General features: G+C 32.0%; 15 protein-coding genes. 10 read left to right on the top strand and 5 right to left on the bottom strand.

Features of this window, described 5'->3' with window-relative positions:
* The first annotated feature begins 8 nt into the window (after positions 1-8).
* Complete coding sequence (locus tag OEM44_00500) at positions 9-818, top strand: ATP-binding cassette domain-containing protein (GenBank protein ID MDH3515278.1); 810 nt, start codon at positions 9-11, stop codon at positions 816-818.
* The gene (gene phnE, locus OEM44_00495; GenBank protein ID MDH3515277.1) at positions 808-1593 is read left to right on the top strand and encodes a phosphonate ABC transporter, permease protein PhnE; all 786 of its coding nucleotides are present in this window, start codon (positions 808-810) and stop codon (positions 1591-1593) included. The genes OEM44_00500 and phnE overlap by 11 nt, the downstream gene beginning before the upstream one ends.
* Before the next feature lie 13 nt (positions 1594-1606).
* Here phnE and OEM44_00490 read toward each other — a convergent pair whose 3' ends face one another.
* The 4 genes from OEM44_00490 to OEM44_00475 form a co-directional block, all read right to left on the bottom strand.
* The gene (locus OEM44_00490) at positions 1607-2632 is read right to left on the bottom strand and encodes a formate--phosphoribosylaminoimidazolecarboxamide ligase (protein ID MDH3515276.1); all 1026 of its coding nucleotides are present in this window, start codon (positions 2630-2632) and stop codon (positions 1607-1609) included.
* A 1053-nt stretch (positions 2633-3685) separates the two neighbouring features.
* Positions 3686-3943, bottom strand: a complete 258-nt coding sequence (locus tag OEM44_00485; protein ID MDH3515275.1) for a hypothetical protein — start codon at positions 3941-3943, stop codon at positions 3686-3688.
* Positions 3944-4092: 149 nt separating this feature from the next.
* Positions 4093-4311: a hypothetical protein gene (locus OEM44_00480; GenBank protein ID MDH3515274.1), complete on the bottom strand. Its 219-nt coding sequence runs from the start codon at positions 4309-4311 to the stop codon at positions 4093-4095.
* A gap of 42 nt (positions 4312-4353) precedes the next feature.
* Positions 4354-4542 carry a hypothetical protein gene (locus tag OEM44_00475; protein MDH3515273.1) on the bottom strand — a complete coding sequence of 63 codons (189 nt, stop codon included), beginning with the start codon at positions 4540-4542 and terminating at the stop codon, positions 4354-4356.
* 981 nt (positions 4543-5523) lie between these two features.
* On the opposite strand from OEM44_00475, the gene OEM44_00470 reads away from it, so the two are divergent.
* The 4 genes from OEM44_00470 to OEM44_00455 all read left to right on the top strand — a co-directional run bounded on the left by OEM44_00470 (position 5524) and on the right by OEM44_00455 (position 9829).
* Positions 5524-6975: a rhodanese-like domain-containing protein gene (locus OEM44_00470; GenBank protein ID MDH3515272.1), complete on the top strand. Its 1452-nt coding sequence runs from the start codon at positions 5524-5526 to the stop codon at positions 6973-6975.
* Between the two features lie 222 nt (positions 6976-7197).
* Positions 7198-8508 (top strand): aspartate--tRNA(Asn) ligase, encoded by a 1311-nt coding sequence (gene aspS, locus OEM44_00465; protein ID MDH3515271.1) that lies wholly within the window; start codon positions 7198-7200, stop codon positions 8506-8508.
* 378 nt (positions 8509-8886) lie between these two features.
* Positions 8887-9285: a hypothetical protein gene (locus tag OEM44_00460; protein ID MDH3515270.1), complete on the top strand. Its 399-nt coding sequence runs from the start codon at positions 8887-8889 to the stop codon at positions 9283-9285.
* A gap of 79 nt (positions 9286-9364) precedes the next feature.
* The gene (locus tag OEM44_00455) at positions 9365-9829 is read left to right on the top strand and encodes an SHOCT domain-containing protein (protein ID MDH3515269.1); all 465 of its coding nucleotides are present in this window, start codon (positions 9365-9367) and stop codon (positions 9827-9829) included.
* Between the two features lie 498 nt (positions 9830-10327).
* Here OEM44_00455 and OEM44_00450 read toward each other — a convergent pair whose 3' ends face one another.
* Positions 10328-10516: a hypothetical protein gene (locus OEM44_00450; GenBank protein ID MDH3515268.1), complete on the bottom strand. Its 189-nt coding sequence runs from the start codon at positions 10514-10516 to the stop codon at positions 10328-10330.
* 311 nt (positions 10517-10827) lie between these two features.
* Between OEM44_00450 and OEM44_00445 the strand changes: the two genes are divergently transcribed.
* From OEM44_00445 to OEM44_00430, 4 genes are read left to right on the top strand one after another with little or no spacing between them, the layout of a single operon-like run.
* Positions 10828-11097, top strand: coding sequence for a hypothetical protein (locus OEM44_00445; GenBank protein ID MDH3515267.1), 270 nt, complete (start codon positions 10828-10830; stop codon positions 11095-11097).
* Positions 11094-12539, top strand: coding sequence for an Asp-tRNA(Asn)/Glu-tRNA(Gln) amidotransferase subunit GatA (gene gatA / locus OEM44_00440; GenBank protein MDH3515266.1), 1446 nt, complete (start codon positions 11094-11096; stop codon positions 12537-12539). The genes OEM44_00445 and gatA overlap by 4 nt, the downstream gene beginning before the upstream one ends.
* Entirely contained in the window at positions 12536-13948 is a 1413-nt protein-coding gene (gatB, locus tag OEM44_00435; protein MDH3515265.1) for an Asp-tRNA(Asn)/Glu-tRNA(Gln) amidotransferase subunit GatB, read from the top strand. Before gatA ends, gatB begins: the two co-directional genes overlap by 4 nt.
* Positions 13941-14204 carry a hypothetical protein gene (locus OEM44_00430; GenBank protein MDH3515264.1) on the top strand — a complete coding sequence of 88 codons (264 nt, stop codon included), beginning with the start codon at positions 13941-13943 and terminating at the stop codon, positions 14202-14204. Before gatB ends, OEM44_00430 begins: the two co-directional genes overlap by 8 nt.
* Positions 14205-14223 lie beyond the last annotated feature (19 nt).

The following is a 14223-nucleotide window of genomic DNA, read 5'->3' as shown; positions in this document are numbered from 1 at the left end:
AAATTCAAATGTCTCAAAAACCTTCTTTTTCATTAATTTCTACAAAAAAGATTATTCAGATGAATGATGTATGGACATCATATGATTCAAAAAATTTTGCATTAGAGAGTATTAATTTATCAATTGATAGAGGTGCTAATTATGCAATTGTTGGACAATCAGGTTCCGGAAAATCAACTTTACTCAAATTAATGAATGGTATGATGATTCCAAGTAAAGGAATAATCAAAATTGATTATGTTACACCAAACATGAATGATAAAAAATTCAAAAATATGATGCATACGATTGGATACATCCCACAAAGTTTAGGTTTGGTGAAAAACATTACTGTTCTCGAAAATATTTTAATTGGTGCATTGCCTAGACTTGGAAAATTAGAATCATTATTAAAAAAATTTCCTGAACATGAAATTCAAGAGGCCAAAAAAATTATCTCCCAAGTTGGATTATCAGGTAAGGAAAATAGAAAGGCCTACATGTTAAGTGGGGGTGAAAAACGAAGAGTGGCAATTGCTAGAGCATTAATGCAAAAACCCACTATACTGTTAGCTGATGAGATTGTCTCAGAATTAGATCATGTTACTGCTCATGAGATAATGAAATTGATCACTGGTGCACAAAAAAGAATGAATCTTACCGCAATAATGGTTCATCATGATATTGAATTAGCTTTAGAATATGCTAATAGAGTTGCAGTAATCAAAGAAGGCCAAAAAATTCTAGAAATAGGTGTTGAAGGAGATACAATAGTCGATTTTCAAACCGGCGATATGAATAATGACGAAATAATGGAGATGTACGCTAATGACTCCTAAAAATAACATCATCATTGGAATTATTATTGCTCTGTTAGTAATTGCATCTTACAATGTAGATGCAAATCCTATTGATTTTGTTGAAGGGTTACCAAATCTTGCTGTTATTGTTGAGGAAATGGTTCTTGTTGAACCAAAGTATATCCCCACAGCTTTTTGGGCAATGCTTGAAACTATTCAGATGGCATTTATTGGAACTGTTGTAGGTGTTGCAATAGCATTACCACTTAGTATGCTTGCTGCCAGAAATCTAAACAACAAGTACATTTATGGTCCAACACGTGCATTGCTTGCAGCTATTCGTACATTTCCATCAATTTTATGGGCTATCTTATTTGTAATCATGGTTGGTTTGGGACCATTTGCAGGTGTTTTGGCAATTATTATGTATACTATAGGATTTATTGGTAAATTGCAATATGAGGTGATTGAAACAATTGACTCTGATCCCATGGATGCAGTAAATTCAATTGGCGTTTCAAAATTACAGCTAATTCGGTATGTTGTAATTCCTGAATCTGCATCGCATCTTCTGGGCCAAATGCTTTACATGTTTGATTATAATGTTCGTCAAACTAGTATTTTGGGATTAGTTGGTGCAGGTGGAATTGGATTTTACATAATTAATTATATCAAATTCTTTGAGTATGGCAAAGCTGCAATTTTCATGCTGGTTGTGTTGGTGACTGTATTAGTTATTGATTGGATAAGTGTAAAAATTAGAGACAAATACATAGTAAAGTCTCAGCATGGAATGGAAGTTATTACAAAATAATCTTGTTAATATTTTAAGTTGTAATTTTATCTAGTTGATTACTTTCTACACTTGTTTTTACTTCTCTTGCTATTCGCTTTCCCATACTCATAGACTCATTAAACAAAAGTGAATAGTAGGGGGAGCCATCCATGTAGATGTTGCTTCCAGCAACGATTCTTGCTGAAAATTCAAAAGACGTGAATTTAGCATTTTCATCATATACCCCTTCAATACAAAATGGACCATTCATTCCAGGGGAAACTATTCTTTTAGAAGCTTTTACAAAATTCTCTCCCATGACATACACTTCGTCTAACAATGATTCTCGTAAAACAAGCGGACTATTTCCAATGACGTTAAATGATGGAATTTTGTTTGATTTTAACTGCTGTTCTGATGGAATTCTGGCCAATCCTTCTATGTCTGATTCATGTCTTTGATCAACTCCAAAGAATTCCAATTCTTCTTTTAATGGCGAGTAAAAGAATTGTAAATATGCTAAAACACCTGCTGCATATTCCTGAATGTAAAGGGTTTCATCTTTAGAAATCGTACCTTCTAAAATTAACTGATCTCTCTTTTTGTTATAATCGTCTTCGTTAGCTGCCATGAAATACCCTTTTCCTCCTGCAGCCCCTTGTCTTTTTACGATTACCAACTTGTCAATGTCTTTAGGATCTGTTACTGGTTTTGGAACTGGTAGATTTGCTTCTCTCATTAACTTTTCTTTCATCTCTCTGTCTGATTCCCATCTTAGAATCCACTTGTTGCCAAAAATTGGAGTTTTAATAGATTCAATTTCTTCAGAACTCATTTGTGCAATTAGTGTTCCATGTGGAATCAAAACAGCATTGTTTTGTTCAAGAATCATTTGGCATCTTTCTTCAAGAATTTCTTTGAAAGAATCAACCATTATCAGTTCATCAATAAATGGAAACCTACGATAAAGTCGTTCGCGTTTTTTTTCACAAACAAGAATTGTTTTTAAACCTTCATCTTTTGCACCTTTTAAAACCTGCAAAGAGCAATGTGATCCTAATGTAGCTATTGCAGTCATTTTGATAATGTAAGTTAAATCTTGTACTTTATGAATTAAACATTAATCTCATTATAAATATGCATAAATCATCTTAGTTCTATTTGATTCAAAATACAATCCTCCATGGATCCATTAAAATTTTAACACCTTATTTGGATCTTACATAAAATTACCCTTGAAATAATGAATTTGGGTTATGACTTTTTATTTATAGATGACAAGACTATGTTTGCATTGTAAAAGCCTCCCTTGATCTCGTGATCCACTGATTTTATTTTATATGTGCCTGGTATTACCTCGTGAATTGTCATCGTTTCTCCTACCTGAGGTACATAGGGAAGCTCCGTACTGAATTCTTTTTTTGTCCTGTTAATTTTAAATTTTACTCTCATTGCAAATGGTGGAATTTAATTAGAGTTAATCATTGTTGAGTAGGAAAATATTTTGCTTGAAAGTCAAGATTCTTTTGTCTGTTTAACTGTCTTTTCACAAGATTAAATGGTAATTTAATTTGCTAAACCAATATTATTTCTTAGAACCAAGGCAGAATCATGGTTTGTGTTGGAAAAAGAAATGATTATTGCATGAAATGTGCTTACTCATGTTGCAGGCATTTCTCATACAGCTCCTCTGAATCTTTATGAAGTAAATAACCACAGGTTAATTTCACAAAGTGAGTTTGTTTGTAATGAAACTCATCCATGAGAGTACTTTTCAAAATTTGTTTAAAACCCCTATGAGCAATTTATCAGTAAGTACTAATTGTTCATATCTTGATATTTTTTGTTAATATTTATGGTATGTCTAAATCCAGTTATCAAAAATAGATACTAAGGGCGGATTAAAAAATAATGTGATAATAATGTTGATCATACACAAATATCAAACTCTTGATCTTTCTCTTCTCAATAACATTCAATCTAAAGAGGAATATTCAATTTTTATAATGGTTCTAAAATTACATCATAATTGATAATGACATGGCAAAAGTTTTGATTTCATTTATTTTTGAATTGAGATCACTATGAAACAAATTGTTATTTTGCAAAAAACATTCAAGCATGTTTTTACTTAAATTGACTTTATCAGAATGTCGATAATAATGCTTATCTCTTTTATCTCTTCGTCTAATGATTTATTTGATGTTGACATTTCTGAATAACTAGACATATGCTTTAACCTGGTAACGAGTTCTGGTTTCACAGGATATTTTTTAATATCTCTTGACAATATTTTACATGACTCTGTGATTTTGGTAATGTTTTGAGTTTGTATTACATGTTTTAGTTCAGCCAAGTCTTGTGCAATTATTCTTTCATTTTTTGCCATACCTTTCAAATTAGTTTCTTAGGTATTTGAATCTCTTCTCATTTGGTGGAAGTTTGATAATTTCAATATGAATAGATAAAAAATGATCCTCTCATACCACTTTCAGAAAATTAATACAATGTATTTTCATATGTGATTATAAACTGTGTTTATCCACGCCATGAATTATGTGCGGATGAAACATACTGAAACACCTCATCAATTAACTCTACATTTAACTCCGCCTTGATATTTTCAGGAATCACCTTCATGACAAAATCATACATTGTAGTATTTTTTGGCAGATCATCTCTTTCTTGTAAAAGTGAAAAAACAGTAATACCATTTGAGATGATTGCAATTATTTTCTCCTTATCTGATAACGTCATAACGTTATGAAAAGTGATCTTGATTTAATATAAATCCGGCTTTTAGGTAGTTGTTATTTCCAGTTTGAGATTTTGTAGAGATTGAATCGAATTTGTTACTATACTGGGTGCCTCCAATTCAATCCAATGCCCTTTTATCTTCTCAACCGGTTGATCTTGTGATGCATGATACCCTACATAACCTGCAGTAATGATGAATATTGCAATTACCAAAAGAATTAGAAAATTCATGTCGTTTTGAACTAAAATATCTACATACTATAAGCATTATGAAAATTAGTAAATTTGTGCGTAATTTTGCATAACAATAACAATCAAAACTGAACTGGGATAAACACCATTTCCAAACTAAAAACACTGGTCTTCCAATTCTGAATTTAATCCTTGTGTTCATTCACGAGATACTTTAATACATATTTTTCAGTATTAGGATACTAAGATTAGAATTCCTTATGAACACACCATGATGACTCATCACCCATTTTTCAAATTTGTAAGACACATCAGATTTTTGAACTGAATTCCGGGATTTTTTTACCAATTTTGTTAATTTGTTCCTTCTATTTTCAAATCTTATCTTTGCAGAATCTGAACAAGAATCAGTATCTATTTTACAGTCAAGCTCTAAATAGTCAGTCGCCTAGCCACATCTCCTCCTAATACAATAATGGGCAAACTGAAAATGAAAGAGATAAAAATAAATCCAATGTGAGTACCTTCATTGTTTTCTCACATTGGGTATGTCTTCGGTTTGTAACCATTTTTCTTTCTTAGTTTGAATTAGTACTCAAATAGAGCCAATTACAACTCCAACTTGAACTATCTTTGTTACCATTCCAAAATGGCTTACATTTCCTGCATCCAATCCGAATACGATTACCAAATCTGTTCTGGTTATTCCATACAGCACGATTATCCCAACAGTTCCAGCTAGGTCACAACATACGGTGCAGAACTGTTAGGATTCTTTAACATTCAAAATACAACTGAAATGTATGTTATAGATACTGCCAAAAAGAACGGACCTTTTATCATTCTTGTTCTTCAAATATCTCCTCAGAAGTTTCAACAAAGTAAACAGAAGAAGTTGCTATCATAAGACCAACGACAATTCCAACTATAGAGTTTTTATTCATATTAATAATCTCACACTATATTATATTACAAACACAGACAATTTCCTACCATAGTTTCCAAAAATGAAAATCAATTATGAAAATTCTATGTAATATTGATATTGGTTTAATGAAAAATCAATTCGTGCCAGACAACTTTGATGTTACAGTAGAGGAATTATATGAGTTATTACAAAAGAACGATCCTCTATTACTTTTTGATTTAAGATTAGAATATGACTATAAGAACGGACACATCGCAGGTGCAGTTCATGCAATCTGTGACGCTAAGGCAAAAGAGACTATTATGCCAAAAATTCCAAAAAATGTAAAGGTGGTTCTAGTGGATATTGATGGCTTAATTGCCAGTAAAACTGCAAAGATGATGCGATCATTTGGATTAAACGCATACTATTTGAAGAAGGGTATGAAAGGATGGAATAGGGAGATTGTCAAGGGTAGTCCATCATCATCTATTAACTCAAACAGTTTGTGGAAAAAGATACAAGATTCCAAAGATCTATTTTTGCTTGATGTAAGAGACGTTGATGAATTTTCTGATTTTAAGATCTCAGGAAGCGTTAACATCCCACTGCAAGATATTTTCAAAGAAGAAAATTTATCAAAGATTCCAAAAGACAAGGAGATTGTCACAATATGTCCTCATGGCAACAGAGCAACGGTGGCCACATTTGCTCTCGCAAGAAATGGAATTAAATCACATATACTTGTGGGGGGACTTGCTGGATGGAGTCAAGTTATAAATCCAGTAACAGCAGTTGAACAAAATCCTAAGATAATTCAGGTTGAGAAAATTGGCAAAGGCTGCCTTTCCTACCTATTGATATCTGAAGAGCAAGCAATTGTAATTGATCCTCTCTTTCCTGCTGAAAAATACCAAGAGATAGCAATTCAAAATGATGCCAAGATTATCAAGATAATTGACACTCATCAACATGCCGATCATCTATCATCTGCCTGGAACCTAGCCAAGATTACCAATTCTACTTGTTATGAAAGTGGATTAGAACAATGGGAAAGAGAATCCAAATTCCTAAAAGATGATGATTCACTTGAATTTGGGAAAGCAAAACTTCGAGTCATTCATACTCCTGGACACACTCCAGGAAGTTTGTCATATGTTGTAGATGAAAAATATGTGTTTACTGGTGATATATTGTTTATAGAAAGTATAGGTAGACCAGATCTTCGAGACAATGCACAAGAGTTTGCAGGAGAATTATACAATTCACTTCATAATAATCTGTTAAAGTTACCGTCCAATACAATAGTTTTTCCTGCACATCACGGTATATCCGTAAAACCCGAAAATGGTGTGTTCTTTACCACTATCGAAAAGGCAAGTAAGCATGAGATTTTACAACTCTCCAAAGAAGAATTTGTAAAGAAAGTAGTTGGAATGACTCCACCAAGACCTATGAACTATAGAAAAATAATTCAAATAAACAAAGGTTCACTCCCATTTGTCCAAAAGGATATTCCTGATCTGGAGTTAGGACCAAACAGATGTAGTATTGCAGGACCATAAATTATTTACATTGAGAAATTTTTTGACATTTTTGATTGTTTTTACAATTTCATATGGCTTACCTGGTTTTACAAAACACAAAATGAAAAATAATAATGGTAGATTAAAGCGTGAAAGAGGCTTTTTTGAACGTCTTTTTGTCTGATTTTGGTGATTTTTAGTGTTTACGCCAAATTCTATTCCTAAAAATTAATTACACCATAACATAGAAGAAAGTAAATTATGATAGAAACTGAGTTAGGGTCTTTACGCAGATCTCACTATTCCGATGAAATCAATTCCTCTATGGATGGAACAATCGTTACTGTAATGGGTTGGGTTTTGACGGTTCGTGGACATGGAAACATTAGTTTTGTTACTATTTGCGACAAAAATGGAGACATTTCAATTGTTGCAAAGAAAGGAGATTGTCCAGACGAAATTCGTGAAAAAATATCTTCTCTGAAGGCACACTCTTCAATTGGTGTTGTTGGAAAAGTGAAATCCTCCAAAAAAGCACCTGGTGGGTTTGAGATAATTCCTACTGAGTTGAGGGTATTTTCACAAGTTGAAAAAATACCTCCTTTTGAGCCTACTGCAAAAACTGTAAAAAATATAGACACAAGACTAGAGGTAAGACCTATTGATCTCAGACGCAGCATACTTCAACATATTTTCAAGACTAGGAACGCAGTGTTAAAATCAATTAGAGCATATTTTAATGATCAAACATTTGTAGAGATTAACACTCCTAAAATGATTGCAACTGCCACTGAAGGTGGTGCTGCACTATTTCCAATATTTTATTACAACAAGGAAGCCTTCCTAGCTCAAAGCCCCCAATTGTATAAAGAACAACTAACAATGAGCTTTGAAAAAGTCTTTGAAATTGCACCTATCTTTAGGGCAGAGGCATCTAGAACAAATCGCCATCTTGCAGAGGCTATTTCAATTGATTTGGAGGAAGCTTTTGTAGATTATAATGATGTAATGAATAGAATTGAAGACATAATAAAAATTTCAATTAAAGCAGTCAAAGATTACCTTAAAGATAATCCTGATGCAGGATTTACTACACCTCAAACTCCTGAAAAAATTCCACGATATTCTTATGATGAATTAGTAGAGAAAATGCAGAAAGCAGGTGCAAAGACCGAATGGGGTGATGATTTGTATCCGTCAAACCTCAAAAAAGTTGGTCTTGAGGGATTTTATTTTATCAAAGATTGGCCACTTGCACCAAAACCATTTTACGTAAAGGGCAGTAAATCCAATCCCAAAGTTTCTGAATCATTTGATTTAATGTTTGGAGATTTAGAATTATCTTCAGGCAGTACAAGAATTGAAAAACGTGATGAGTTGGCAGAAAGAATGAAGAACAAAGGAATGAACATTGATTCATTTGAGTATCATCTTGGGGCATTTGATTATGGTGTACCACCACACGCAGGATGTGGTATAGGACTTGAACGACTATTAATGGCTCTTACAGGCACTGAAAACATACGGGACGTAACATTTTATCCAAGAGATGTTGACCGATTGACACCATAAAATCAGCAATTCTTGCAGACAATCCCAAGTTGTTATCATATCTATTCAGGTTAAAAAGAATTCAAGACATACTCTAACCTTCAATGTTCACTTGACAATAAGCAATGCCAATATATTACAGAGATTATAAATATTAATTTCAACATACTAAGTTGTATTTCAATAAATCTAAGAAAAGATGCTAAAATAACATACTATACAATATCTGAAATGTCAATTTTGTTTGATTCTATTTCTCATTATCTGATTTTATCATTCTTTAGCAGTATGTTTAGAACATGTGAAAATGAATTGCTTTATTTGTATATGATTAATTGGCCAAAAAAACATGTAAAATGGATCTCACTTACTTAAGATATGAATAGTCAAAGTAATTTCATGACAAAATATTGGTCTGCTCAACAATTTGTCGGAATATCTGTTTTTGACAGTAAAGGAAATAACTGCGGCAAAATACACTCTCTCTGTATAGATCCTCAAACTTTCTCAATTTCTGGAATCATGGTAAAAAAGAGACTAACTACAGAGTATTTCATATCTGTTGCATATTTTGAAACCTTGGGTGAATCATCTCTTAAATTAAACTCAATCCCAATAAAACCACATGATAGGATTGTAAATGTGGAAGGGAAAAAAATAGGTAAGGTAATCAAGATAAATCTCAATTATGAAACAAACAAAATTGAATCTCTTGAGATGAAATCATACTTTAAAACAAAAATTATTCCATCTGATAAAATTATTGGAATTGGAGATAAAATCACCATCAAAGGCTAAACCTCCCAATTCTTAATTTGCTCTGATAATGAAGATGTTAAAATAATCCTGTTTGGTTATAGTTTTGAGGATTAACTACTTGACTGATGACAAAGAAAAACCAGAAAATTTTAAAAAAATAATTAAGAAAAAACAAGAGAATGTTCTAGGAGATATTACAAAAAATTATGTCCAAACAGTAGAACATGGAAAACAACTTGGGAAAGAATCCATGTTGAAGATAAATGAAGTTACTAATAGTACTGCTGACTTTCTTAAATCCAAAGAATATCTGAAAAAAATAAAATCTAATTCACTAAAAATTATGGAAAAAGGCTTAGAGCAGAAAAGTATGTTAAAAAAGAAAGGTCCAAAATTTTATAAAAAATTCATAAATGCCTTTTTTTATTTTTTTGAGTTACTTATAGGACGAATCAAACTTGGTACACAGTATGGTACATCAAGTCTTGAAATTTTAGAAAAACTAGCTAATCTCAAAGAATTAGGAATTATCACTGACAAAGAATTCAATGAAAAAAAGAAAAAAATATTGGATAGAATTTAAACATGTGTAGTAATATCAATACAAAATTTGTATTTGAATTTTAAAAATTATATTACATACTTGCAGAAATCTCAATGAATCCCTAGATCCTTAGTTTTATACATCAAGTTTTTTTAATGGTTAGAATTATTGATCTAAACTGCTAGCAAACAACATTAATTAAATAATGAATAAAACAATTTTTCAGATTTAAAACATTCAAAAACAAGGAATAAATTAATTAAAAAGTGTAGCAATAATAACGATTTTACCAACTAAACCTAATTCAATTCTTATCTAGTTCTTTGAGTTAGCAATCAATTTTGTTTTTATGTATTTCACATATCTATAGGTTCTAATCTAATTACCTACTTGTAACATAAGTGATATACAGTATTGATGAAATGATGATTGAGATGCCTATGATTACTGCTAATTCTTTTGATGAAAATACACTTGCTCTAAAACTCATGAATCTTTTGTAATAATTATTAACTTAAGCGTATTGAAATTTAGAATTTACAAATTAATGAATACTTTTGAGTTCGATACTGTCATCATCTCTGCTATTTTAATTTGAATATTCTCTTTTTTCGAAATGTCTATTATTTCATTTTGATGCTCTTCTCTCAAATGCTTTAGAAATTCGTCTTCTTCAATGTCATTACGTCTGTAATTACAAGATGGGAATACACAGTTGAAATTCAATAATTACCGTCTACCTATTTATTTTTAAGAATTTGGGTATCGCCTCATTATTTTTTGTTATGGATCTATATTTCTTTGTCATGGGTTCTAGATGGTGATTTGTGGTTAATTTATCCATTATATCGCAGAGATGTTGTTAAATCATGTTTGGATTAAATGATAGTTTAATAATATAAAAAAATACCCACAATTTATGATCGTAATGCTAGATAATTATTGGGCTATAATGCCTGAAAGTATACGTTGTATATCAAGAAGATACCCAATAATGCTAGGTATTGATAGATTAACACAATGGGTTGATTGATTAAATGGTTACTCAAGAAGAGATCACACGTGTTTCTAAATTAATGAAAATAGAGATAGATGATCATAGAGAATATGTTGATAAAGTAAAAAAAATGATAGGATATTTTGATGTTCTAGATTCTGCTGGAGTTGAATCTGAAGAAATCTCAATGCCTGAAATTCAAATATCATCTCTTAGAGAAGATAAACATATTCCATTTTCAGATAAACTGATTGAAAAAATAAATCACTACAAAGGGACCTATATCCACGCACCAAAGATGTCATCATGAATCTAAAAATATCTGCACTTGAATATGTTCAAGAAGTTAAAAATGGAAACATATCATCTGAAGATTTTATGGCAAAAACTCTGGAAAGAATATCTGATGTTGATGATAAACTTCATGCTTTCTTGAGTGTTAATGAAGATGCAGTTGATCAAGCTCATGAGATTGATAAAAAAATAAAATCAGGAGTTAAAGTAGGTTCGTGCTTTGGAATGCCAATATCCATCAAGGATAACATATGTATAAAAAATTCAAAAACGACTTGTGCCTCAAAAATGCTTGAAAATTTTATAGCACCATATGATGCAACAGCAATAACTAAACTAAAAGAACAAGATGCAATATTTGTTGGAAAAGTAAATCTTGATGAATTTGCGATGGGGTTAACTACTGAGTTTAGTGCATTTGGCCCAAGTAAAAATCCCTGGAATATCGAATATGTTCCAGGTGGTTCATCTGGAGGAAGTGCAGTTTCTGTAAGTGCATTTGAATGTATTGCATCTCTTGGTTCGGACACTGGGGGTTCTGTTAGAAATCCTGGAAGCTTTTGTTCTACGGTTGGATACAAGCCAACATATGGGTTAATTAGTAGATATGGTTTAATTTCATATGCAAACAGTATAGAGCAAATTGGTCCTCTTACTAGAACTGTTAAAGATACAGCATTCATACTTAACATTATCTCGGGTTTGGATGAAAATGATAATACTACAATAGATAACAAAAATACAAACTATCTTTCAGATATTGATGTTGGGATAGAAGGCAAAAAGATAGGCATAATCAAGGAGATGATCGGGGACGGTATTGATCCCAGTGTTTTATCTGCTACAAAAGATGCAATATCGAAACTAGAAAGTTTAGGTGCAACATGCGAGGAAGTATCCCTTAACATGGTAAAATATTCGGTCGCTGCATACTATACAATTACTGCAACAGAGGCTGGAAGCAATCTTGCAAGATATGACAATATAAGATATGGATATGATTTTCCTGTTGAAGGTTATGAGTTTAACTCATACATTTCAAAGGCTCGTAGAAATTTTGGACCTGAAGTGAAAAGAAGGATGATGATTGGAGGATTTGTTCCATCCGCTGGACATGCAGGCAAATATTTCCTAAAGGCAATGAAAGTAAAAAGTAAACTTACCAAAGAAATTAATGAAGCATTTAAGAAGTTTGATCTTTTGATATCTCCAACGGTTCCAATACTTCCATTTAAAATTGGTGAAAAAATTGATGATCCTGTTTCTTTGTTTTTAGTTGATATCAATACTGTTACTGCAAATCTTACTGGAAAGCCTGCAATATCAATTCCATTTGCAATTACAAACGGGCTTCCAGTAGGAATTCAATTGATGGCAGATTCTATGAATGATAAATTATTACTCCAAGCTGCCTATGCATTAGAAAATACTGTTACACTGCCAGAGGTTCCAATATGACAAAAATTGGTTTGGAAATTCATTGTCAACTAACAAACTTGAAGAGTAAATTATTTTGTTCATGTAAGGCAAATTACAGAGAATTTCAAATAAATGAAAACATCTGTCCAGTGTGTATGGGCTTGCCAGGTAGTTTACCTAGATTAAACCAAGAGGCGGTAAAAAAAGCAACAATTATTGCAATGGCACTAAACTGTAAAACTCCTGAAAAAATTGCTTTTTTTAGAAAAAATTACTTTTATCCAGATTTACCTAAAAATTTCCAAATAACTCAACTTAACATTTATGGTGATACTAGTGTTGGGGGTGCCGGTGAAATTATGGTAGGTAATAAAAAAATCAGAATCACCCGAATCCAGCTTGAAGAAGATCCTGGTAGAATTATTTATGAGGGTAGTTCATCTAAAAATCAAATAACTTTGGTTGATTATAACCGTGCAGGTACTCCCTTGGTTGAAATTGTTACGGAGCCAGACTTTGAGAATCCAAAACAGGTGAGAGATTTTTTAAATATTTTATCTGATTTCTTAGAAAATCTAGGAGTCTCTGATCCTAGTTTAGAGGGTGCAATGAGGGCAGATGCAAATGTATCCATCGAAGGTGGAAATAAAGTGGAAATAAAAAATATTGGTTCATTTCATGATTTAGAAAAAGCTGTTCACTTTGAAATCACTCGTCAAGAAAGCTTGCATTCTAGAGAAATACCAATAACTCAAGAAACACGTCATTGGGATGACCAACGAAAAATTACTGTTTCATCTCGTTCAAAAGAAGAAGACCATGACTATCGTTACTTTCTTGAAGGGGATATACCTTGGGTGTCAATTAGCCCCGAAATCCGAAATGAGTTAAAATCAAAAATGCCTGAGAGTATTAGCTCAAAAAAAGAAAGATATGTTTCAAAATATCAAATCCCAGTACAGGTTGCAGATGTGTTGTCTTCAGATAAATTTTATTCTGATCTTTTTGAAGAATCTCATACTGTAGAGAATGCAAAGGAGATTGCAAACATCATTACAACAGATTTAATGGGATTAGTGGACACAAGGGAAAAACGTAAAGATTCAAAATTTACTGCTACACATCTTAAGGATTTAGCAGATTCAATTCAATCAGGAAGAATTTCTAGAAATTCTGCAAAAAATGCATTATATGAAATTGTACAAACTGGAAAGAGCTTATCACAAATAATATCTGAATTGGATCTAGGTAATGTCTCAAATGAGTCTGAATTATCTCATATTATTGAGGAAATAATATCTGAAGAACCACAAGCAGTGGAACAGGCAAAATCAAATCCTAAAGCAATAAACTATTTGGTAGGTAAGGTAATGCAAAAAACTAAAGGTAAAGCAGATCCTGCCTTGACTCTGAATTTACTAAAGAGTAGATTGATATCTAATGACTGAGCTCTCATTGGAGGATATTGAATTTATCAAAATACTTTCAAACTCTGATGCATCTATACTTCAAATGGGAATGAATGATGCTACTAAGAAAAAATTGGATGAACAAATAGGGGTCATTCTAAGGGCATATTATCGTGAAAATACCATGAATATGGGTAAAGAATTGACTAAAAAGTTCCTAAAAGCCGGAATTACTGAAGATGATGGAAAGTCTGCAATTGCATGTGCTAGACGCCTTGGAATAGATATCTCATAAATTAAAAAATCTTTTAACA

This window comes from Nitrosopumilus sp. (assembly GCA_029862745.1).
Lineage (GTDB): Archaea > Thermoproteota > Nitrososphaeria > Nitrososphaerales > Nitrosopumilaceae > Nitrosopumilus.
The sequence above is the reverse complement of the archived record's forward strand: the minus strand, read 5'-3'. Positions and strand labels throughout refer to the sequence as shown.